The following is a 20628-nucleotide window of genomic DNA, read 5'->3' as shown; positions in this document are numbered from 1 at the left end:
CGAGAACACGCTAGCGTGAGTGTGCACCCATCCATCATGCAACCCGGTGCGCAACTTTGCTGATTGTCTGTCTGCTGGCCGGCACGACAGCCTGTCCGAGCTGGGAACCCATCGCCCATCCGTCCGCCAGCGGTTCAACTGATGACGGATGCAGGCCGTGATGGCCGATCTGCCGCGAACGGTTACCGGAGCGAACCTCAAGGATCATGACGGGACGGTGGCTACCTGGGGTGATCCCCGCATGATGCTGCATGGTGGGGTCGAGAAGCCCACCGCGTTCGCTCCGAAGACCGACACCGTGGTCGACCTGTCGGCCACCTCAAGAAAATGCCAGTGGTGCGTCCCCGTCAGTGAGGGCTCAGATCAGCGCAGACCCAAGGGGCGTTCCTGCGCAAGCTCGATGAGTTCGCTGACGATCTGGGCGTACGTCATGCCACTGGCCTGCCACATCAGCGGGAACCCTGAGCTGCGGGTGAATCCCGGCATGGTGTTCGGCTCGTTGACGTAGACGGTGCCGTCAGGGGTGACGAAGGTGTCGATTCGAGCAAGTCCTTCGCAGCCAAGCACCCGGAACGCCTTGATCGCGACCTTCTGGACGCGGTTGCGGATCTCGTCATCGAGCTTGGCCCGGGCCTGAACGGAGGCCTTCTGTTCCCCGCTGAGGTACTTGGCCTCGAAGTCGTAGAAATCATCCGGATCATGGATGACGATCTCGCCAGGCACGGATGCTCGAGGAGCGGCCCCATGGTGACCGTCAAGGACCGAGCACTCGATCTCGCGGCCTCGGATCCCCTGCTCAATGAGAACCTTGTTGTCATGCTCCCGAGCCACCTCGATGGCGGCTTCCAGGCCGTCAGGGCTCATCACCTTGGAAATACCAATGGATGATCCGCCCCGCGCTGGCTTGACGAACACCGGGTACTCCAACCGGGAGGCAGCCTCGAGAGCCGCAGTATGGTCCTCCCTCCACTCATGGTCGCGGACGACGACATAGGGGCCCACCAGGACTCCGGCCTCAGCCAGGATCATCTTGGTGAGGTGCTTGTCCATGCAGTTGGCACTTGCTGCGACACCGCATCCGACGTAACGCACTCCGGCCATCTCCAGCAGGCCCTGAATGGTGCCGTCCTCACCGAAAGGACCATGGAGCACCGGGAAGACCACCTGAACGAGATCGGCGTTACCCTCGGTATCGACGATGCAGGTGCCCTCCGGCATCTGCTTGACCGACACCAGGGAACGATTCCTCACGTCGGCGACGGGGAGTTGCCCGGTACTGGGCAAGGAGAGGATCTCGTCAACCCCGTATCGGACCCAAACACCATCAGGGGTGATACCCACGCCGGAGACGTCGAATCGTTCACGGTCAATCGCAGCCACCACGTTCGCCGCCGACAGGCAGGAGATCGAATGTTCCGAGCTCATCCCACCGAAGATGACGGCAACGTGGGTGCGATTCATGTGAGATCCTTTCACTAAGACGGTATCCCACCCTACCGAGGCATCACGTCATCGGAGATCGGCGACTGGCCGCGCAGGGGCAACCGGCTTGGGAACCCGCTTCCCCTTGCGCATGTCGTAACGGTCCGGCGGCGGGAGCTCTCCCCGAGCACGGGCGACCTGGGCGTCAATGGCATCCATGATGCGAGTGGTGGCCTCGCGGACTGATGCGGGGTCGTGATGGTCATGGAGGCCCGACAATTCGACCTCGGTCCCGCAGTACAGCTTCATGGTCTTGCGCGGCCACAGTTTGGGGAAGGTCATCTCCTTGTATCCCATGACCTCTTGAGGCCCCCACTGTCCCACGGGGATGACGGGGACACCGGTCTCCAGAGCCAGGCGCGCGGCCCCCGTTCGTCCGGTCATCGGCCAGTGCAGAGGATCGGCGGTGATGGTGCCTTCCGGGTACATGACCACCGTCATGCCCTTGTCCAGGGCAGCCTTGGCATCATCAAGGACCTTGGCCGGATTCGGGCCCTTGCGATCCACCGCAATCTGCCCGCTGGCGGAGGCCACCCATCCGATGATCGGCACCGAGAACAGCTCCTTCTTGGCCAACCAGTGTGGCCAACGACCATTGGCCACCAAGAAGGATCCCAGCACGACGGGGTCGTAGTTGGAGACGTGGTTGCTCACGACGAGGGCTGGCCCTGGTCCAGGCAGGTTCTCGCCACCGTGGTGGTCGAATCTCGTCAAGGTTCGAGCCAGCGGGTACAGCGTCCCCACACCCATCCGAAAGATGAGACCAGGGGTGTCGGCTGGATTGGTCACGGCGGGCAGCGCCACGGTGTCCCTCCTGAGTGATGTGGATCACCCCACCTTATCGGCTCACTGATGTTGTCATCGGTGATCGATCGGCGGATAGGGGTCAGGCCGTCGTCGGCAGGAAGGACGGTCGGCGTGCCTCGTAGGCGGCAATGTCATCGGCGTACTCGAGGGTCTCACCGATGGCATCCCTGCCTGCGAGCAGACGCTGACAGGTGGCGTCGTCGATCCCGAACGGATAGGACGTGCCGTCAGGCAGGGTGATGGTCTTGTCCTCGAGGGAGACCGTCAGGGTCTCGCCGGGGTGCTGCTCGGCATAGTCCCAAAGCCTCTCGACGACATCCGGGTCCACCTGGGCGAGCAGCAGTCCGTTGTTTCCGGAGTTGTTGCGGAAGATGTCTGCAAATCGCGATCCGATGACGACTTTGAACCCGTAATTCTGCAGTGCCCACACCGCATGCTCGCGGGAGGACCCGATTCCGAAATCGGGCCCGACGATGAGGATCGAGCCGGTGCTCCACGGCTCCTTGTTGAGCACGAAGTCGGGCTCGGTACGCCAGGAGGCGAACAGACCGTCCTCGAAACCGGTTCGGGTGATCCGCTTAAGGTAGACCGCAGGAATGATCTGGTCGGTGTCGACGTTGGCTCGTCGCAGCGGGACGGGAACTCCGGTATGCGTGGTGAAGGCGTCCATCTCAGGCCTCCTGGGAAACGGGTGACAGATCAGCGGGGCTGGAGAGGCGCCCGGTGACAGCGGTGGCGGCAGCAACGGCCGGGGAGACGAGGTGGGTTCGTCCACCCTTGCCCTGCCTCCCCTCGAAGTTTCGATTCGACGTCGAGGCCGAGCGCTCCCCTGGTGACAGCTGGTCAGGGTTCATGCCCAGGCACATGGAACAGCCGGCCCCACGCCACTCGGCTCCTGCCTGAACGAAGATCTCGTCCAGGCCTTCCTCCATGGCCTGCAGACGCACACGAGCCGAACCGGGAACGACGAGCATTCGTGTGCCCTCGGCAACGTGACGCCCCTTGATGACCTCGGCGGCCAGCCGAAGGTCCTCGATGCGACCGTTGGTACACGACCCCAGGAAGACGGTGTCGATCGCGATGTCGCGCATCCTTGTACCTGGTGTGAGGTCCATGTACTCCAGGGCGCGGACAGCTGCGCTACGGGCCACCTCGTCCTCGAAATCCTTGACGTCGGGGACGACCCCACTCAGCGGGACCCCCTGTCCGGGGTTCGTCCCCCACGTCACGAAGGGGGTGAGCTCGGTGGCGTCAAGATGGATCTCGGCGTCGAAGGTGGCGTCGTCGTCAGTACGCAGAGTGCGCCAGTACTTGACGGCTTCGTCCCACTGCTCTCCCTCGGGAGCGTGCGGGCGGTCCTTGAGATAGGCGAAGGTGGTCTCGTCAGGAGCGACCATGCCAACGCGGGCTCCCCACTCGATCGACATGTTGCAGATCGTCATGCGACCCTCCATCGACATCTTTTCGATGGCCTCACCGCGATACTCGACCATGTGGCGCTGGCCACCGCCGGTACCGGTTGTGGAAATGAGGGCCAGGATGAGGTCCTTCGGCGTCACGCCTTCCGGTAGTTCCCCGTCAACCGTGACCGCCATGGTCTTGGGCTTGGCTTGGGACAGAGTCTGGGTCGCCAGCACGTGCTCGACCTCGCTGGTACCCATACCGAAGGCCAGTGCACCGAACGCACCGTGGGTCGAGGTGTGGGAGTCACCACACACAATCGTCATACCCGGCTGGGTGAGACCCAGCTGGGGGCCAATGATGTGCACCACTCCTTGGTCGGCGTCACCCAGAGGGTGCAGCGGCACCCCGAACTCAGGAGCGTTCTTGCGCAGCGCCTCAACCTGCGCCCGCGAGATCGGGTCGGCAATGGGCTCGAGGATGTCAAGGGTGGGGATGTTGTGATCCTCGGTCGCAATCGTCAGATCAGGACGACGAACCCTGCGTCCTGCCAACCTCATTCCGTCGAAGGCCTGGGGGCTGGTCACCTCGTGCACGAGGTGAAGGTCGATGTAGAGAAGGTCGCGGTCCCCGTCCTGCCCGTGCCTGACAACGTGGGCGTCCCAGAGCTTGTCGCTCAGCGTCCTCCCCATCGCATCTTCCCTTTCGCTGGTTGTTTGCCACTGATGTTGTGTGGCTGTCATGAGCACCCACCGGTTGGCGGGGTCCCATTCTGACTCGACGGCCAGGATTTGGAACGCTAATATCGGCATATGGACGAATCAAGTGGTGTGGGAGTGTTGGACAAAGCCGCCCTCGTGTTGGCTGCCCTGGAGACGGGTCCGGCATCCCTGGCAGGACTGGTTCAGATGACCGGATTGGCCCGACCGACGGCCCATCGTCTGGCCCGCGCGCTGGAGCACCATCGCTTCGTCAGTCGTGATCTGCAGGGCAGATTCACCCTCGGCCCGAGGCTTTCAGAGCTTGCAGCGGCAGCAGGCGAGGATCGTCTCCTTGCTGCATCTGGACCAATCCTGGCCCGACTTCGGGACATCACCGGTGAATCCGCTCAGCTCTACCGTCGCCAGGCTGGCAGCCGCGTCTGTGCGGCCACCGCCGAGCGTCCGACCGGATTGCGAGACACCATCCCGGTGGGGTCCGTCCTGTCCATGGACGCCGGATCAGCAGCTCAGATTCTGTTGGCCTGGGAGGACAGCGACAAGATCCGTCGTGGATTGAGCAACTCCGCCTTCTCCGAGGTCACTCTCGCTGCCGTGCGCAAGCGTGGCTGGGCGCAGTCAGTTGGCGAACGTGAGGCCGGCGTCGCCTCGGTGTCCGCGCCGGTGCGGTCCCCTTCCGGCAAGGTCATTGCGGCCATCTCCGTATCTGGACCAATTGAGCGTCTGACCCGCCAGCCTGGACGCATTCACGCTCCTGCTGTCGTCGCTGCCGGAAGGCGTCTGTCCGAGGTGCTGCGGCGCTCTGCCGAGTGAGGTCAGTCGTCCCGGTATGGCTCATGGGGTGTGAGGGAATCCCCTCACACCCCTTTTGATCCTCGGGAACAGCAACCTTGTCATGTCCCTGACGCGAAAGTAATGATCCGGATCCTGAAGGATTCGGATCATTACTGCTGGTAGCCCCGAGCGGATTCGAACCGCCGTTTCAGCCTTGAGAGGGCCGCGTGCTAGGCCGCTGCACTACGGGGCCATTCGGATATCAATTCCCGTCAATTTCGGGCTTTGACAACCTTGTTCTGTTCTTCCCGTGTCCTTTTCAGACCGGGCTGGGAAACCGTAGCAACCATTCCATTGCTTTCGCAACTTCGTGATTTCGGCCTCCCGAGCTGGGGTACCAGGACTCGAACCTGGACTAACTGAACCAGAATCAGTCGGGCTGCCAATTACCCTATACCCCATTGTCGTTCCACCTCGGTGAACCTCAGTAGCGCAACGACGAGAAACTCTAACGAACTCTTCCCCCACTTTGCAACTCAGGACGACATGCCTTGTCGTGAGGGTGTTCTTCGAGCAACTCTCATGAGGTTCCCGATCCACCACCCGGCCAGGGCAATGGCCAAGAATCCGCCAATGTCCCAGGCCGCGTCCACCCAACCCATTGAGGTCATGCCCCGAGCCTGCCACACCCCTCCCAGGAAGACCGCATAGCCGAAGGCAAAGAGGTTGTTGACGACGTGGGCAGCAACCCCGGCCTCCAAGCCACCAGTGACGATGACAAGCCATCCAGCGAGCAGTCCGAAGGCGAACCGGTCGGTGAAGAGCCACGCATTCTGGGTGCCGTGCATCAAGGCGAAGATGAGGGAGGAGCCGACGACCGAGAGCCATCGGCCCACTTTCTCAGGCAGGTTCAAGGCCAGAGCGGAGATGACGTTCATGAGATATCCCCGGAAGAACATCTCCTCGGCAAGGGCCTGGAGGGGCGATGTGATGATGATCGCGACCAGCCACACCCACCAGAGCCTCGGAACGGTGTACTGAGCGCCAGATCCCCCGCGTACCAGCAGTTGGGTCAGGTTGAGCACAACCACGGCAACCAGAGCCACCAACAGGCCGAAACGCCATCGAATGCCCGGTTGCACTGATGCCACCCACCGAGGCGCGCGATGGTTGAGAACCCGCGCCAGTACCAACACCACGACGATGAGGCTTGCCAGCGCCAGATGGGTGGCGATGAGGCCTCCGGCCGTGTGATAACCGGCTGCCCGCTTGTAGTAGGCACCGAACTCTTCCCCGTCGCTGTGCTCAAGGAGGAAGCCGATCCCCAAGAAGGCGTACAACAGCCCTGGGACGATGATCGCGTACCCCAGCAACAACCCGATGAGACCGAGCACACCGGGGCCCGGCCCAGTCGAGGAATTGACGAGGACCCGGGTGTAGTCCACCCGCGGCTCGGGGTCGATCACCGTCGAGCGGTGCGACAGGGTACGAGCCGCCATCAGGCCTCCACGACGGTGTTGGCCAGGGTTCCAATACCCTCGACCTCGACCTCGACGCGCTGGCCGGGCTCCATGGGGCCAGCCCCAGCAGGAGTTCCGGTGAGGACGACATCTCCGGGCAACAAGGTCATGAAGGACGAGACGTGGGAGATGAGCTTGGGGATGGCATGGATCATCTGGTCGGTGTTGCCGTGCTGGACCTTCCCGCCGTCCAGGCGAGTGACGATCTGTCGATGTGAGGCCTCGGCGATGGAGAAGTGGGTGACCATCCACGGGCCGAGCGGGCAGAAGGTGTCCGAGCCCTTGGCACGCACCCAGTGACCGTCGATGTTCTGCAGGTCGCGGGCAGTGACGTCGTTGGCCACGGTGAAACCGAAGATGACTTCCTGGGCCCTCTGCTCGGGGACGTCCCTGCAGATGCGACCGATGACGATTGCCAGCTCCCCCTCGTAATGCAGGTTCGAGGAGGAGGCCGGACGGACGATGGTCTCGTCGGGCCCGATGACCGAGGTATTGGGCTTGAGGAAGAGCAAGGGCTGTGAAGGGACCTCATTACCCAGCTCGCAGGCGTGGTCGGCGTAGTTGCGACCGATTCCGATGATCTTGGACCGCGGAATCACCGGGGACAGCAATCGGACGTCGGCGAGGTCGTGGCGAGCACCGGTGTACTGGACCGGAACCGCCACTGGGTCACCAGTGATGACGGCGATGGTGTCGGGATGATCTCCGTGATCGGCGGCAAGTTCGACGATCCCGAAGGCGGGGTCGGAACCAGCTGTGACAAACCGGGCAATACGCATGGGTCAAGAGTAATGGCGACACGCGACACAACCGGAGCATCCACACAACGAGAACCCGCTGGTACTGCCATACTTTCGGCATGACCACCACCTACTCCGTCGTCGACCTCATCCGAGCCAAGCGCGAGGGTCAGACCCTCGACCCCGATCAGATTCGTTGGCTCATTCGCGCATACACCGATGGTGTCGTCGCCGATGAACAGATGTCCGCCATGGCCATGGCGGTGGTGTTCCAAGGCCTGGACGACGAGGAGCTCTCGACCTGGACGACGGCCATGATCGACTCCGGTGAGCGAATGAGCTTTCAGGGGCTGTCTCGTCCCACCGTCGACAAGCACTCCACCGGTGGAGTCGGTGACAAGACCACCCTGCCGTTGGCTCCCCTCGTCGCCGCCTGTGGTGCAGCCGTTCCCCAGCTGTCCGGCCGCGGCCTGGGTCACACCGGCGGCACCCTCGACAAGATGGAGGCCATTCCGGGCTGGCGGGCCGACCTCTCCCATGACGACATGGTTGTCCAGCTCGACACCGTCGGCGCCGTCATTTGCGCTGCCGGATCGGGACTCGCCCCCGCCGACAAGAAACTCTATGCCTTGCGTGACGTCACCGGCACCGTCGAGTCGATTCCCCTCATCGCCTCCTCGATCATGAGCAAGAAGATCGCAGAGGGTACCGAGAGCCTCGTTCTCGACGTCAAGACCGGTTCGGGTGCCTTCATGAAGACCGAGGAGGACGCTCGCGCGCTGGCGCTTCGTCTCGTCGGCCTGGGTGAGGCCGCCGGAGTACGCACCACTGCCCTGCTGACCAGGATGGACGTCCCGCTGGGTTATGCCTGCGGTAACGGCATCGAGGTGGCCGAGTCCCTCGAGGTGCTGTCCGGCGGTGGACCTGCCGACGTCGTCGACCTCACCATCGCCCTGGCTCGTCAGATGGTGAAGACCGCTGGACGTGACGACACCGACCCGGCTGACGTACTGGCCAGTGGCAGGGCCATGGATGTGTGGCGAGACATGGTCCGCGCCCAGGGCGGCGATCCTGATGCTCCGCTGCCGGTGGCGCACCATTCCCAGGACGTCGTCGCCACCGAATCCGGCGTCGTCACCGGAATCGACGCCATGTCCGTCGGCCTGGCCGCCTGGCGTCTGGGAGCGGGACGAGCTCGCAAGGAGGATCCGGTGCAGGGTGCCGCCGGCGTCATGCTGCGCGTTCGTCCGGGTGACCGGGTCGTCGTCGGCCAGCCGCTGGTAACACTGCTCACCGACACTCCTGACGCCATCTCGCGTGCCGAGGACGTCCTGACCGACGCCTTCAGCGTCGGCGAGTCCCTCCAGCCCCGCGACCTCGTCGTCGACACCATCACGGCCTGAGGACGTTGATCCAGGTCCGCCCAGAACGACTGGGGCTGGTTCGCCAGAAGTGAACCGGCCCCAGTCGCGTCGGAACAGGTGTCGCCAGGACAGGTTGTCGTCGTGACGGTCAGCAGACCCTCCTGAGCCAGCCGCGAGTGTCCTCGGCGCGTCCGAACTGGATGTCGAGGAGGCGACGCCGAATCTCCATCGTGGTCTTCCCGGTCGGCTCGCAGACCGTCACCTCGTCATCGCCGTCGAGGAAGGACCTGATCGGAGTGACGACCGCCGCGGTACCGCAGGCGAAGACCTCAGGGAATTCGCCCGAGCGCACCCCGTCAAGCATCTCGTCGATGCCGAGCTTGCGCTCCACCGGCTCCAGACCGAGATCTGGGGCCACCTCGAGGATGGACTTACGGGTGACACCACGCAGGATGGTTCCGGTCAGCTCCGGGGTGATGAGCTGGCCATCCTTGCTGATCGCCATGAAGTTCATGCCGCCAAGCTCCTCGATCCACTGGTGCTCGACCGCGTCGACGAAGAGCACCTGCGCGCAGTCGCGGGCCTGGGCCTCAATCTGGGAGCGCAGGGAGGCCGCATAGTTACCACCACACTTGGCCTCGCCGGTACCGCCAGGAGCAGTACGAGCTTGGTGGCGCTCGACGAGGATACGCACCGGCTTCACTCCCCCGACGAAGTAGGCGCCCACAGGTGAGCCGATCACGGAGAACAGCACCGTCGTCGCAGGAGCGACACCGAGGAAGTCCTGGTTGGCAATCATGAACGGACGCAAGTAGAGGGACTTCTCACCGTCCTCCCCGGGGTCAGGAACCCAGCGGGCATCAACCTCGGCCAACCGCGCACAGGCGTTGACGAAGTCCTCAACAGGCAGCTTGGGCAGGGCAAGGCGCTCGGCCGACAGGGCAAAACGCTCACCGTTCTGATCGGGACGGAAGAGCCACACGGACCCGTCAGCGTGTCGGTAAGCCTTGAGGCCCTCGAAAATCTCCTGGGCGTAATGGAGAACAGCACCGCCAGGATTGATGTCCAGGCCGCGGTAATTGACCACGGCGTCGTCCCCCCAACCCTCTCCGGCCTGCCAGGTGGCGAGGGCCATGTGATCGGCGAAGACCTCACCGAATCGGGGAGTGGCATGTTCCAGCGCGATCCGCTCATCGGAGGACCACATCAGATCGTCAGCAGAAGCAAAGCGCAAACTCATGGCCACACGTTACACCGAAAGGCAACCACTCGTTCCAATTCGTGGAATCGCACGACCACATCGTGGACCATCCCGGTAGGATTCTCCCCATGACGAACGACGTGACGCAGCTCGCCGTCATCGGCGGTGACGGAATCGGCCCCGAGGTCACCGAGCAAGCTCTCCACGTGTTGGAGCGGACGATCGGGTCCGAGGCCTTCACCATCCATGAGTACCACCTCGGCGCCGAGCACTGGAAGGCCACCGGGGAGGTCCTGGATGACTCCACCTTGGCCGAGATCTCACAGGCTGACGCCATCGTGCTGGGAGCCGTCGGTGCCGCTCCCGGCTCGACCGAGGTGCCCTCAGGACTACTGGAACGAGGTCTGCTGCTCAAACTTCGGTTCGCCCTCGCCCACAGCGTCAATCTACGGCCCTCGACCTGGTACCCCGGCACCGCCACTCCGCTGGCTCCCGAGATCACCGACGCCGGGCCCATCGACTTCATCGTGTGCCGGGAGGGTACCGAGGGTCCCTACTGCGGCAATGGCGGATCGGTGCGGACCGGAACTCCCCACGAAATTGCCACTGAGGTGAGCATCAACACCGCTTTCGGAGTCGAGAGGGTCGTTCGCGACGCCTTTTCCCGAGCCGCGGCCCGCCGAGGTCACCTGACCTTGGTCCACAAGCACAACGTCCTCGTCAATGCGGGTTCACTGTGGCGCCGGATCGTCGACGAGGTCTCCGCGGAGTTCCCTCGGGTGACCACCGACTACATGCACGTCGATGCCGTCACGATCGCGTTGGTCAAGGAACCCCAGCAGTTCGACGTCATCGCCACCGACAACCTCTTCGGAGACATCATCACCGACCTCGCAGGCGCGGTGACGGGCGGAATCGGCCTGGCCCCCAGCGCCAACGTCAACACCTCCGGTGAATACCCGTCAATGTTCGAGCCGGTGCACGGCTCAGCTCCTCACATCGCCGGAACCGGCAAGGCTGACCCCACCGCCGCGATCCTCTCGATGGCCATGCTCCTTGACCATCTCAACCGTCCCAACGACGCCCAGCGTATCCGTAAAGCTGTGTCCGACGACATCGCTGCCAGGGTGTCGGGACCATCCCGTGCCACCAGAGAGATCGGGCGAGCCATCGCCGAACGTCTCTGAGTCCCATCGAGAACCCCGGTCCGAGCGGGCCGGGGTTTCCAGGTGTCCAGTTGTCGATGACCACCGACGGGGCGGATGTTCCCTACTGGCACAATGTCGCCCATGCTACCCATTCCCGAGATTCCTGAAACGGTGACGAAAGCCCTCCACAATGCGCTGGAGATGGGCTACTTCACCACCACCCGTAATGAGACCGGTCGTTTCATGGCCACCTTGGCTGCGGGGGTGCACGGTTCCATCGGGGAATGCGAGACGGGGTCCGGTGCTGGGGCTGCCTGGCTGCGCCTTGGGGCCCGCAAGCGCACCAAGGTCATCAGCTACGAGCCTGACCCGACGGTGTGTGCCCGTGCCCGTGAGGTCTTGGCTGGCCTCGACATCGACATCATTGAGGGCACCTGGGACGACCTGGTGGAACGCGGACCCTTCGATCTGCTCTCCGTCCCGATTCGAGTGGCCCGGGTGCGCGAGGTCGACGAGATCCTCAAGGCGGTCGCTGTTGGCGGCGTGGTCGTCATCGACGACATGCCTCCCAGCCACGGATTCCCCCCACACGAAATCAACGGCACCGTCGACACCACCAGGCTCGCGTGGCTGACCCATCCGAAGGTCCATGCCACTGAGATTCAACTCGCCTCTGACATGGCTGCGATCGTCGCCTGCCGTCTGTCCCCGCGCGGCTGATCCTCTTCCACACCCACAACCCGGACCACAGTCCGAGGGCCCGTGGATCTCCACGGGCCCTCGGCACGAGTCAGCACTGCTCAGGCTCAGCGAGCGGCGTTGCCCTCGGTGTAGTCCTCGTCGGTGGCGGCCAGCCAGGAGTACATCTTGCGAAGCTCCTTGCCAGTGGCCTCAATCGGGTGCTTGGCCTCCTCCTCGCGCAGCTTCTTGAACTCCGGGGCACCGGCATCCTGGTCGTCAATGAAGCGCTTGGCGAAGGCACCGGTCTGGATGTCGTCCAGGACGGCCTTCATGTTCTCCTTGACATGGTCATCAATGACGCGCGGGCCGGAGACGTAGTCGCCGTACTCAGCAGTGTCGGAGATCGACCAACGCTGCTTGGAGATGCCACCCTCGATGATGAGGTCGACGATCATCTTCATCTCGTGGCAGACCTCGAAGTAGGCCATCTCCGGCTGGTAACCGGCGTTGACGAGGGTCTCGAAGCCAGCCTGGATGAGGTGCGACAGGCCACCACACAGCACGGCCTGCTCACCGAAGAGGTCGGTCTCGGTCTCCTCGCGGAAGCTGGTCTCGATGCCGCCGGCGCGCAGACCTCCGAGGGCCTTGGCGTAAGACTTGGTCAGATCCCACGCCGTTCCGGAGGCGTCCTGCTCGACGCAGACCAGCACCGGGACGCCACGCCCGTCGGCGTACTCACGACGCACGATGTGGCCGGGGCCCTTCGGGGCAACCATGCAGACGTCGACGCCCTCGGGGGCCTTGATGTAACCGAAGTGGACGTTGAAGCCATGGGCGAAGAAGAGTGCGTCGCCATCCTTGAGGTGCGGGGCGATCTGCTCTGCGTACAGCTGACGCTGGTTCTGGTCAGGAGCCAGGACCATGACGACGTCGGCCTCCTCACAAGCCTCCTCGATGGGCAGCACGCGCAGCCCCTGGGCCTCGGCCTTGGCGATCGACGAGGAGCCCTCGCGCAGACCGACACGCACGTCAACACCGGAGTCACGCAGGTTGAGGGCGTGGGCATGACCCTGGGAGCCGTAACCGATGACGGCAACCTGACGGTTCTGGATGATGGACAGGTCGGCGTCGTCGTCGTAGTAGATCTTTGCCATGATGTGTTCTCTCCTTGTTGGGTTTGGGCCTTGTTGTCTTTTCGTTGAGGAATCCCAGATCATCCGGAGCGTTTTGTCTTGAGGGCGGCGGCACCACGGTTGAGTGCCACCTGTCCGGATTGAACGAGTTCGATGATTCCGAATGGCTCAAGCATCTGCAGCAATGCGTCCAGCTTCTCACGCCCCCCGGTCGCCTCGATCGTCAGCGACTCCAGTGAGACGTCGACGGTCTTGGCTCGAAACAGCTCTACGGTGTCGATGATCTTCGAGCGGTTCTCGACGTTGGAGCGCACCTTGACGAGGATGAGCTCACGGGTCACCGCACCGGGATCCAGCTCGACGATCTTGTGAACCTCGATGAGCTTGTTGAGCTGCTTGACGATCTGCTCGAGGGCCTGGGCCGAGACGACGCTCATTCCGATCGTCATCCGGGACTCGCTGGGATCATCGGTCGGCGAGACGGTCAGGGACTCGATGTTGTAACCCCGGCGGGCGAACAGGCCCGACACCCGGGTCAACACGCCCGGACGGTTCGTCACCAGCACCGACAGCACGTGTGTGGTCATCTCAGTTCTCCTCGGTCTCGTCGTCTACGCCGTCCTCGTCATCGACAGGTGCGGTCTCATCCCCGGCGTGTCCCCAGTCGGGGGCCATGCCGCGAGCGATCTTGATGTCATCGTTGCTGGCTCCGGCAGCCACCATCGGCCACACCATGGCGTCGGTGTGGACGACGAACTCCACCACCACCGGACGATCGTTGATCTCGTTGGCAGCCTTGATCGTCTCGTCGACCTTGTCCGGATCGGTCACGCGGAAGGCCGCACAGCCCATCGCCTCGGCGAGCTTGACGAAATCCGGCAGACGGTCTGAATGCAGGTCAGTGTGGGAGAACCGGGAATCGAAGAAGAGGTTCTGCCACTGCCGCACCATGCCCAACACGTTGTTGTTGATGATGGCGATCTTGATCGGCGCACCATTGAGGGCAGCCGTGACGAGCTCCTGATTGGTCATCTGGAAACAGCCGTCACCGTCAATACCCCACACGGTGGCCTCGGGACGCCCGATCTTGACCCCCAGAGCCGCCGGGACGCAGTAACCCATCGTTCCGGCTCCACCGGAGGTCAGCCAGGAGCGCGGCTTGTCATGTGGCAGGAAATGGGAGGCCCACATCTGGTGCTGGCCCACACCGGTCACGAACACGCTGTGCTCAGGTGCCAGGGCTCCAATGCGCTGGATGACCTGCTGCGGGGAGATCTCACCCTCGGGAACCTCTTCCCACGACGGTGCGTAAGACTCCTTCATCCGCTGCAGCTGACGCACCCAGCTCGAGATGTCGGCCAGCTCCTTGTCCTCCAGGGACTCCGCCAGGCGCGACAGAGTCAGCCTGGCGTCACCGACGATCGGGACATCGACGTGACGGTTCTTGCCGATCTCAGCGGGATCAATGTCGGCGTGGATGACCTTGGCGCCGGGAGCGAAGGTATCGAGCCGTCCAGTGACACGGTCGTCGAACCGAGTGCCGACAGCAATGAGCAGATCGGCGCGCTGCAACGCTCCGACAGCAGCCACCGAGCCGTGCATGCCGGGCATGCCCAGAGCTAGCGGATGGGTGGACGGGAAGACATCACGGGCCGTCAAGGTGGTCACAACCGGGATGCCCGTCATGTCGACCACCCGAGCCAGCTCGCCCGCAGCCTCGGCCCTGGCGACGCCTCCACCGATGTAGAACACCGGACGACGAGCGGCACGAATGAGGTCGCGCGCCTCCTTGATCTGCCTGCTGTGGGGACGAGTCGTCGGCCTGTAGCCAGGCAGATCGTACTGCTTGGGCCACGTGAACGGGACGACCGAGGTCTGGGCGTCCTTGGTGATGTCAATGAGGACCGGCCCGGGCCGCCCGGTCGACGCGATGTGGAAGGCCTCAACCATCACCAGCGGGATGTCGTCGGCACGAGTGACGAGGAAATTGTGCTTGGTGATCGGCATCGTGATACCGCGAATGTCAGCCTCCTGGAAGCCATCAGTTCCGATGAGGCTGGTACCGACCTGACCGGTGATGGCGACCAGCGGTACCGAGTCCAGGTAGGCGTCGTAGAGGGGGGTGACGAGGTTAGTTGCGCCTGGTCCCGAGGTCGCCATGCACACGCCCACCTTTCCGGTGGCCACTGCGTAGCCCTCTGCGGCATGACCAGCCCCCTGCTCATGGCGCACCAAGATGTGCCGCACCTTCGCGGAATCCATCAGCGGATCATAGGTCGGCATGATCGCGCCACCGGGAAGCCCAAAGACGACCTCGACACCGAGCTTCCCAAGGCTCTCAATGACGATCTGTGCGCCAGTCATCATTCGTTGCTGCCGGGATTCCTCGGCCATGTCATCCTCCATCCGTGGTTGTGAAACGGCTTCATTGGTGCTGTCAAAGTCCTGGACAAGAAAAAACCCTCGCTGCCGAGTGGCACACGAGGGAGCGTCCTATCCGAAGATGAGGACGCTAACCAATAACAATGAGCTGGCCGTTCATACCTTTGATCTTTGTGCATGGACGGCCAGCCGTCAACCAATTCGGACATACGTCCCACATTGTGGACTATTTTCTGTGCGGCTCTCCGCTCACCATGGCGGCAATCTCCTCGACCGGACGCAGCGGCATGGTCGAACGAATGGCGTTGATCCCGGGCTCGCTGTCGTACCGCGGGATGACATGGACGTGGAGATGGTGGACGCTCTGACCAGCGACGTCACCGGCATTGGAGACGATGTTGACTCCGGATGCTCCCAGCGAGTCGACCAGACGGCGAGCGACCTTCGTCACCATCGGGCTGATCCGAGCCAACTCCCCGTCGTCGTCAAGGACGCTCGTGACGTGCTTTCGCGGAATGACGAGGGTGTGGCCATCCTGGAAGGGCTCGATGTCGAGGAATGCGACCGAGGTGTCGTCAGAACCAATGATCGTCGCGGGGATGTCCCCCGCAGCAATTGAGCAGAAAAGGCAGTCCATGAATCATGACTACCACAACGGCTCTTCCTGATGGCGGTGTTCGCTCAGCGGACCTCGAAACCGGCCTTGCGCAAGCCGTCCTTGACCTGAGCTATCGTCAGGGTGCGGTAGTGGAAGACGGACGCCGCCAGGACGGCATCGGCACCGGACCGCACCGCCGCGACGAAGTCAGACACCGTGCCAGCCCCACCCGAGGCGATGAGTGGGACGTCGACTGCCTGGCGCACCGCCTCAATCATCTCGATGTCGAAACCGTCCGTGGTGCCATCGGCATCCATGGAGTTGAGCAGGATCTCGCCAGCCCCTCTGTTGACGGCTTGCCGAGCCCACTCGACGGCGTCGAGTCCGGCTGATCGGCTTCCACCGTGGGTGGTCACCCCGAATCCGGAAGGCTGATCTGGCTCCCGTCGTGCGTCAACCGACAACACGATCACCTGAGTACCGAATCGGTCGGCGACCTCGTCGATGATTCCCGGGTTGGCGATGGCTCCGGTGTTGACACCCACTTTGTCGGCACCGGATCGCAGCAGGACGTCGACGTCGTCGACCCCTCGCACACCGCCGCCCACTGTCAGGGGTACGAAAACCGTCTCGGCGCAGCGGGTCACCATTTCGCAGGTCGTGGCTCTCCCCTCGGTCGAGGCAGAGATATCGAGGAAGGTCACCTCGTCAGCCCCCAGACGTCCGTATTCGGCCGCCAATTCCACCGGATCACCGGCATCGCGCAGACCGACGAAGTTGACGCCTTTGACAACTCGTCCGTCCTTGACGTCGAGACATGGGATGACACGCACAGCCACAGCCATGGCCACAGGCTACCGGGTGTGGACCCTTGGTGCAGTGGGTGATCCAGGTGTCATCGCAGGTGAGGGGCGGTCTCACTCCTCCTCGCGATCCATGATGACAACACCGCGCTGCATGGCACCGACCACCTGACGGCAGGTGTGAGCGAGCTCCTCAGAGACTCCCGCATGAGCGATTTGACCCGCCAGATCACAGACCTGACGCACCCGTCGTACGAAGTCACCGGCGCTCATGTCATCAAGCACCGTCTCCAAACCGGCCCCTGCAGCCCAGGCATAGGCCGTTTCCGCGAATCCGATGTCGAGGTCGCGGGGGCGCTCAATGCGGTGATCCCGTTCCAGCAGGCCGATCTCGGCTCGCACGGCTCGAAGCTGGGATTCCGCCGACTCACTGGCCTGGTCGGGCATGCGGTGCAGGTGGCCACGATCACCGGGACGAGATTCGTAGACAATGGTCGACAACACCGCGGCGAGCTGAGGGTGATCGAGTTCGTCGAAGATGCCACGCCTCATGGCCTCGGTCGTCACGAGGTCCAGCTCGGAGTAGATCCCCGACAGCATTCGACCGGCGTCAGTGACGTCCTGGCCATCCTCCCCGAGGTATCCCAGGGCTTCCAGGACGAGCACGATCCGCTCGAACTGGGTTGCGATGGAGGTGGCCTTGGCTCGCGCTTTCGCCAGCTCTCGTTCGCTGCGTCGAGTCAGCCTCATGGCACGTTCGGCGAAACGGGCATGGGATTCCCGATCCGGACAGGAATGGCAGGGATGCTGCCTCATTCGAGTTCGTAGGTCATGGATGCGCTCGGCCAGCTCCGCGTCCACCTCGAGACGTCTAGGTTGGATGACCGGCTCCCCCAGACCATCAAGGACGCGATCGAAGGCCTTGCCCAGGCAACGTCGATCGGCCTGATTTCCGGGGTGGAAATGGCGCGGAACCTTGACCCCGGCGACCCTCTTGACTGGGGCATCGACGTCCTCATGGCCAAGGCGAATGACGGTCCGCCCCGGAGTCATGACGAGTGGCTTCGGACGTTTGCCCCTCTTTCCGTGAGTTCCGGGATCGACGACGACAACCCACCCGGCGTGCGGCCCGGACGGTACCGCGATGACGTCACCCGGATCGAGACGGGACAGGGAATCGGCGATCTGGCTGGGCCGATCCGCCTTGCGCAGTCGAGCCTGCTCATGTTCCAGCTCGCTGATTTGCTCACGCATCCGGGCGTATTCGGCGAAGTCGCCGTGCTCACAGTGGGCAGCATTCAGGTAAGCGTCGATCTCGGACTGGGTCTGACGGCTACGCACGGCTGAACCGCCCAGTCTTCGATCCGTCTGGAACTGGGCGAAGGAATGCTCCAGTAGATCACGTGCCTTCTCCCGGCCCATGGATCCGACGAGATTGACGGCCATGTTGTAAGTCGGGACGAAGGCCGAGTTGAGCGGATAGGTCCGCCGGGAGGCCAACCCGGCCACCGCACGCGGGTCCATGCCAGCCTGCCAGCACACGACCGCATGTCCCTGGGTGTCGATGCCACGGCGTCCAGCACGACCGGTGAGCTGGGTGTACTCGCCCGGGGTGATGTCGGCGTGGGTCTGTCCGTTGTACTTCACAAGCTTTTCCAACACGACCGTGCGGGCAGGCATGTTGATGCCCAGGGCCAGGGTCTCGGTGGCGACGACAACCTTGAGGAGACCTGCGACAAACCCTTCCTCGACGATGGCCTTGAGCACTGGCAGTAACCCTGCGTGGTGAGCGGCGATACCGCGCTCGAAGGCCACCACGAAGTGGTTCCAGCCCACCGCTCGACGTTCCTCGTCGGTCAATCCTTCGCCGTGGCGCTCCGCGATACGACGCAGTTGGCGGGCTTCCCGCTGGCTCGTGAGCACCAGGTCGGTGTTGAGCAATTGGCTGACGGCGGCGTCACATCCGGCTCGGGAGAACACGAAGATGATGGCGGGCAGCAAGTTGGCCCTCTGGAGGGACCGCACGACCTGAATACGACTGGGCCGATGACGAGGACCGCGCGGCTTGTCACGTCCGCCTCGTCCTCGACGCTGGGCGGAAGCTCCGCCAAACCGCCCGCTGCCATAGGAAACATTGCGTTTCCCCTTGCCCGAGCGGCCTCGGGGGCGGCGGGAGTCGTCCCGCTGGAATCTGGACTCCTCCCTGGCTATGGACACCAGCTCCTGATTGACCTCGGTGGGGCGTCTGTCGTCAAAAAGATCGTGGAGATGCCGCCCGACGGCAACGTGCTGGGTCAGGGGGACCGGACGACGCTCGGAGACGACGACTCTAACGTCCCCGCGTACCTCGTCGAGCCATTCTCCGAATTCCTCGGCATTGGAGACGGTCGCTGACAGCCCGACGATCTTGACCTTCGGATCCAGGCCGAGGATGACCTCTTCCCACACCGGCCCGCGGAAACGGTCAGCCAGATAGTGCACCTCGTCGAGCACGACCCAACCCAGGGCGTCGAGGGTGTGGGAGCTGCGATAGATCATGTTCCGCAACACCTCGGTCGTCATGACGACAACAGGAGCTTGCGAGTTGATGGTGATGTCACCGGTCAACAGACCCACCTGGTCCTCACCGTGACGAGCCACCAGATCATGGAACTTCTGGTTGGACAGCGCCTTGATGGGGGTGGTGTAGAAACACTTCAGACCTGAGGCCAGAGCCAAGTCAGTGGCATACTCGCCGACCACCGTCTTGCCGGCACCCGTCGGCGCGGCAACGAGAACCCCGGCACCGTCGTCGAGATCCTGACAGGCCTTCACCTGGTAGCCGTCGGGTTCGAAGGACAGCCCTGCGATGAACCGGTCAAGAGTCTCGCTCATGTCTCCAACCTAGCGACCAGGTACGACCGTCACGGCAGACCGACGAAGTTTACCGCGAAGGGACAGGCCAGGACGGTCAGTTGCAGCTACCCACGGCTCGAGACGACTGGCACGAGTCAATCGATCTGAACGTTGAATTCGGACTTGTCGATTCCCAAGTCGTCAGTGTTGCGTTTGCGCTCATTACTGCGGCAGATCCACTCGGCGATGACGTACATCACGCTCAGTGGGACGGCCAGGGCGCACATGGAAATGGGGTCACCGGACGGATTGACGAAGGCGCCCAGGCAGAAGAATCCGAAGATGGACCACTTGCGAGCCGCCTTCAACTGTGAAGATGACAGAACGTGAATCAAGTTGAGCAGGACCAGGACCACTGGCAGCAGGAAGCTCACGCCGAACAGCAGGATGACGCGGATCTCCAGAGCCAAGAAGGCATTCATGTCGAGCAGGTTGGTGATGCCCATGCCATGAGGCGTGAAATTCAGCATAAGGGCGATGCCCTTGGGCAGCACCCAATAACCCAGCGCCGAACCGATGAGGAACAGCGGAATGGCCGATCCCAGGAATCTCAGCGCCCACTTCTTCTCGTTGACGAGCAGACCAGGGACGATGTAGGCCCATATCTGGTACAGCCAGACGGGACAGGCTGCGATGAGTCCGGCGACGATGGCCACCCTCATGTTCAACACGAACGGGGCGACGACACCGGTGTTGACGACCTGCAGGGAGGCCGCTGGATTCTTGTCCTTGATCGCGGCGCTGGCCTGCTGGTAGGGATACATGACGATCTCGACCAGCGGCCGATAGAACACGAAGGCCACGGAGCTCGTGATGACGACCGCGATGAACGACACGATGATTCGGTACCGAAGTTCCCGAACGTGGTCCAGGAGCGACATCGCACCGCCCTCCCCGGCCTGGGGTGGACGGAATCGGGCAAACCGACGATGATCCTCACCGTCAGTCTGCTCGACCGGGGTATCCGTGGCCATGGGTTA

19 protein-coding genes and 2 tRNA genes are annotated in these 20628 nt (G+C 63.2%); 4 read left to right on the top strand and 17 right to left on the bottom strand.

Annotation, left to right across the window (positions count from 1 at the left end):
- Positions 1–34 precede the first annotated feature (34 nt).
- The 5 genes from ACSJJT_RS00230 to leuC form a co-directional block, all read right to left on the bottom strand.
- On the bottom strand, positions 35–208 hold the full coding sequence (locus tag ACSJJT_RS00230; RefSeq protein WP_435916409.1) for a hypothetical protein: 174 nt from the start codon (positions 206–208) through the stop codon (positions 35–37).
- Between the two features lie 155 nt (positions 209–363).
- Positions 364–1461, bottom strand: coding sequence for a D-alanine--D-alanine ligase family protein (locus tag ACSJJT_RS00225; protein ID WP_435916408.1), 1098 nt, complete (start codon positions 1459–1461; stop codon positions 364–366).
- A gap of 48 nt (positions 1462–1509) precedes the next feature.
- Positions 1510–2232, bottom strand: a complete 723-nt coding sequence (locus ACSJJT_RS00220; protein WP_435916979.1) for a lysophospholipid acyltransferase family protein — start codon at positions 2230–2232, stop codon at positions 1510–1512.
- A 136-nt stretch (positions 2233–2368) separates the two neighbouring features.
- Positions 2369–2959 (bottom strand): 3-isopropylmalate dehydratase small subunit, encoded by a 591-nt coding sequence (leuD, locus tag ACSJJT_RS00215; protein WP_435916407.1) that lies wholly within the window; start codon positions 2957–2959, stop codon positions 2369–2371.
- A gap of 1 nt (position 2960) precedes the next feature.
- Complete coding sequence (gene leuC, locus ACSJJT_RS00210) at positions 2961–4382, bottom strand: 3-isopropylmalate dehydratase large subunit (protein WP_435916406.1); 1422 nt, start codon at positions 4380–4382, stop codon at positions 2961–2963.
- 120 nt (positions 4383–4502) lie between these two features.
- On the opposite strand from leuC, the gene ACSJJT_RS00205 reads away from it, so the two are divergent.
- On the top strand, positions 4503–5222 hold the full coding sequence (locus tag ACSJJT_RS00205) for an IclR family transcriptional regulator (RefSeq protein WP_435916405.1): 720 nt from the start codon (positions 4503–4505) through the stop codon (positions 5220–5222).
- A gap of 138 nt (positions 5223–5360) precedes the next feature.
- On the opposite strand, the gene ACSJJT_RS00200 is transcribed toward ACSJJT_RS00205, so the two are convergent.
- The 4 genes from ACSJJT_RS00200 to ACSJJT_RS00185 form a co-directional block, all read right to left on the bottom strand.
- A tRNA-Glu gene (locus ACSJJT_RS00200) sits at positions 5361–5436 on the bottom strand.
- Between the two features lie 136 nt (positions 5437–5572).
- Positions 5573–5644: transfer RNA gene (locus ACSJJT_RS00195), tRNA-Gln, on the bottom strand.
- Positions 5645–5719: 75 nt separating this feature from the next.
- Positions 5720–6682, bottom strand: a complete 963-nt coding sequence (locus tag ACSJJT_RS00190; RefSeq protein ID WP_435916404.1) for a CPBP family intramembrane glutamic endopeptidase — start codon at positions 6680–6682, stop codon at positions 5720–5722.
- On the bottom strand, positions 6682–7482 hold the full coding sequence (locus tag ACSJJT_RS00185) for a fumarylacetoacetate hydrolase family protein (RefSeq protein ID WP_435916403.1): 801 nt from the start codon (positions 7480–7482) through the stop codon (positions 6682–6684). Before ACSJJT_RS00185 ends, ACSJJT_RS00190 begins: the two co-directional genes overlap by 1 nt.
- 80 nt (positions 7483–7562) lie before the next feature.
- Here ACSJJT_RS00185 and ACSJJT_RS00180 point away from each other — a divergent pair, with 80 nt between their 5' ends.
- On the top strand, positions 7563–8846 hold the full coding sequence (locus tag ACSJJT_RS00180; protein ID WP_435916402.1) for a thymidine phosphorylase: 1284 nt from the start codon (positions 7563–7565) through the stop codon (positions 8844–8846).
- A gap of 109 nt (positions 8847–8955) precedes the next feature.
- Here ACSJJT_RS00180 and ACSJJT_RS00175 read toward each other — a convergent pair whose 3' ends face one another.
- Complete coding sequence (locus ACSJJT_RS00175; RefSeq protein WP_435916401.1) at positions 8956–10047, bottom strand: branched-chain amino acid aminotransferase; 1092 nt, start codon at positions 10045–10047, stop codon at positions 8956–8958.
- Between the two features lie 89 nt (positions 10048–10136).
- Between ACSJJT_RS00175 and ACSJJT_RS00170 the strand changes: the two genes are divergently transcribed.
- Both ACSJJT_RS00170 and ACSJJT_RS00165 read left to right on the top strand, forming a co-directional pair.
- Positions 10137–11195, top strand: coding sequence for a 3-isopropylmalate dehydrogenase (locus ACSJJT_RS00170; RefSeq protein ID WP_435916400.1), 1059 nt, complete (start codon positions 10137–10139; stop codon positions 11193–11195).
- Positions 11196–11297: 102 nt separating this feature from the next.
- The gene (locus ACSJJT_RS00165; RefSeq protein ID WP_435916399.1) at positions 11298–11876 is read left to right on the top strand and encodes an O-methyltransferase; all 579 of its coding nucleotides are present in this window, start codon (positions 11298–11300) and stop codon (positions 11874–11876) included.
- 86 nt (positions 11877–11962) lie between these two features.
- Here ACSJJT_RS00165 and ilvC read toward each other — a convergent pair whose 3' ends face one another.
- From ilvC to tatC, 7 genes are all read right to left on the bottom strand, one after another.
- Positions 11963–12991, bottom strand: coding sequence for a ketol-acid reductoisomerase (gene ilvC / locus ACSJJT_RS00160; RefSeq protein ID WP_435916397.1), 1029 nt, complete (start codon positions 12989–12991; stop codon positions 11963–11965).
- Between the two features lie 59 nt (positions 12992–13050).
- Entirely contained in the window at positions 13051–13557 is a 507-nt protein-coding gene (gene ilvN / locus ACSJJT_RS00155) for an acetolactate synthase small subunit (protein WP_435916396.1), read from the bottom strand.
- 1 nt (position 13558) lies between these two features.
- On the bottom strand, positions 13559–15364 hold the full coding sequence (locus ACSJJT_RS00150) for an acetolactate synthase large subunit (protein WP_435916395.1): 1806 nt from the start codon (positions 15362–15364) through the stop codon (positions 13559–13561).
- A 214-nt stretch (positions 15365–15578) separates the two neighbouring features.
- Complete coding sequence (locus ACSJJT_RS00145; protein ID WP_435916394.1) at positions 15579–15989, bottom strand: HIT family protein; 411 nt, start codon at positions 15987–15989, stop codon at positions 15579–15581.
- A gap of 44 nt (positions 15990–16033) precedes the next feature.
- Positions 16034–16795 carry an imidazole glycerol phosphate synthase subunit HisF gene (gene hisF / locus ACSJJT_RS00140; protein WP_435916393.1) on the bottom strand — a complete coding sequence of 254 codons (762 nt, stop codon included), beginning with the start codon at positions 16793–16795 and terminating at the stop codon, positions 16034–16036.
- Positions 16796–16867: 72 nt separating this feature from the next.
- Positions 16868–19627, bottom strand: a complete 2760-nt coding sequence (locus tag ACSJJT_RS00135) for a DEAD/DEAH box helicase (protein WP_435916392.1) — start codon at positions 19625–19627, stop codon at positions 16868–16870.
- A 116-nt stretch (positions 19628–19743) separates the two neighbouring features.
- Positions 19744–20622: a twin-arginine translocase subunit TatC gene (gene tatC / locus ACSJJT_RS00130; RefSeq protein WP_435916391.1), complete on the bottom strand. Its 879-nt coding sequence runs from the start codon at positions 20620–20622 to the stop codon at positions 19744–19746.
- Positions 20623–20628 lie beyond the last annotated feature (6 nt).

The organism is Cutibacterium nasicola, from assembly GCF_051303185.1.
GTDB lineage: Bacteria > Actinomycetota > Actinomycetes > Propionibacteriales > Propionibacteriaceae > Cutibacterium.
This window is presented reverse-complemented; position numbering and strand designations above follow the sequence as displayed.

Coding starts and splice junctions, on each gene's coding strand:
- ACSJJT_RS00230 (WP_435916409.1), bottom strand. CDS start 208: ATGATCCTTGAGGTTCGCTCCGGTAACCGTTCGCGGCAGATCGGCCAT.
- ACSJJT_RS00225 (WP_435916408.1), bottom strand. CDS start 1,461: ATGAATCGCACCCACGTTGCCGTCATCTTCGGTGGGATGAGCTCGGAA.
- ACSJJT_RS00220 (WP_435916979.1), bottom strand. CDS start 2,232: ATGGGTGTGGGGACGCTGTACCCGCTGGCTCGAACCTTGACGAGATTC.
- leuD (WP_435916407.1), bottom strand. CDS start 2,959: ATGGACGCCTTCACCACGCATACCGGAGTTCCCGTCCCGCTGCGACGA.
- leuC (WP_435916406.1), bottom strand. CDS start 4,382: ATGGGGAGGACGCTGAGCGACAAGCTCTGGGACGCCCACGTTGTCAGG.
- ACSJJT_RS00205 (WP_435916405.1), top strand. CDS start 4,503: ATGGACGAATCAAGTGGTGTGGGAGTGTTGGACAAAGCCGCCCTCGTG.
- ACSJJT_RS00190 (WP_435916404.1), bottom strand. CDS start 6,682: ATGGCGGCTCGTACCCTGTCGCACCGCTCGACGGTGATCGACCCCGAG.
- ACSJJT_RS00185 (WP_435916403.1), bottom strand. CDS start 7,482: ATGCGTATTGCCCGGTTTGTCACAGCTGGTTCCGACCCCGCCTTCGGG.
- ACSJJT_RS00180 (WP_435916402.1), top strand. CDS start 7,563: ATGACCACCACCTACTCCGTCGTCGACCTCATCCGAGCCAAGCGCGAG.
- ACSJJT_RS00175 (WP_435916401.1), bottom strand. CDS start 10,047: ATGAGTTTGCGCTTTGCTTCTGCTGACGATCTGATGTGGTCCTCCGAT.
- ACSJJT_RS00170 (WP_435916400.1), top strand. CDS start 10,137: ATGACGAACGACGTGACGCAGCTCGCCGTCATCGGCGGTGACGGAATC.
- ACSJJT_RS00165 (WP_435916399.1), top strand. CDS start 11,298: ATGCTACCCATTCCCGAGATTCCTGAAACGGTGACGAAAGCCCTCCAC.
- ilvC (WP_435916397.1), bottom strand. CDS start 12,991: ATGGCAAAGATCTACTACGACGACGACGCCGACCTGTCCATCATCCAG.
- ilvN (WP_435916396.1), bottom strand. CDS start 13,557: ATGACCACACACGTGCTGTCGGTGCTGGTGACGAACCGTCCGGGCGTG.
- ACSJJT_RS00150 (WP_435916395.1), bottom strand. CDS start 15,364: ATGGCCGAGGAATCCCGGCAGCAACGAATGATGACTGGCGCACAGATC.
- ACSJJT_RS00145 (WP_435916394.1), bottom strand. CDS start 15,989: ATGGACTGCCTTTTCTGCTCAATTGCTGCGGGGGACATCCCCGCGACG.
- hisF (WP_435916393.1), bottom strand. CDS start 16,795: ATGGCTGTGGCTGTGCGTGTCATCCCATGTCTCGACGTCAAGGACGGA.
- ACSJJT_RS00135 (WP_435916392.1), bottom strand. CDS start 19,627: ATGAGCGAGACTCTTGACCGGTTCATCGCAGGGCTGTCCTTCGAACCC.
- tatC (WP_435916391.1), bottom strand. CDS start 20,622: ATGGCCACGGATACCCCGGTCGAGCAGACTGACGGTGAGGATCATCGT.